At 48.4% G+C, this 308-nt stretch carries 1 protein-coding gene; it reads right to left on the reverse strand.

Annotation, left to right across the window (positions count from 1 at the left end; genetic code table 11):
• The coding region (locus tag SCRDD08_RS10765) for a collagen-like protein (RefSeq protein ID WP_196756196.1) at window positions 1–308 on the reverse strand (308 nt) is incomplete at both ends.

The raw sequence follows: 308 nt of genomic DNA on the forward strand, positions 1-308 counted from the left end.
TTTTCCATCCTTACCATCTTTAACAATGGTAGATGAGGTTACTTCGTCTGGATCCAATTGGCCATTGCCGTTCTTATCCAGACCAACTTTAACAGTGTGCGTGCCGTTGTTATTATCGACAACTTGGGCTAATGATGGCTTACCATCTTCTCCTTTAGCGCCAGTCGCACCTGTTGCGCCTGTTTCACCTTTATCGCCTTTAGCTCCAGTGGCTCCAGTTTCACCTTTATCACCCTTAGCTCCAGTTGCACCGGTAGCACCTGTTTCACCTTTATCACCTTTAGCTCCGGTCGCGCCTGTAGCTCCAG

This window comes from Streptococcus cristatus (genome assembly GCF_001578775.1).
Classification (GTDB): Bacteria; Bacillota; Bacilli; order Lactobacillales; family Streptococcaceae; genus Streptococcus; species Streptococcus cristatus_A.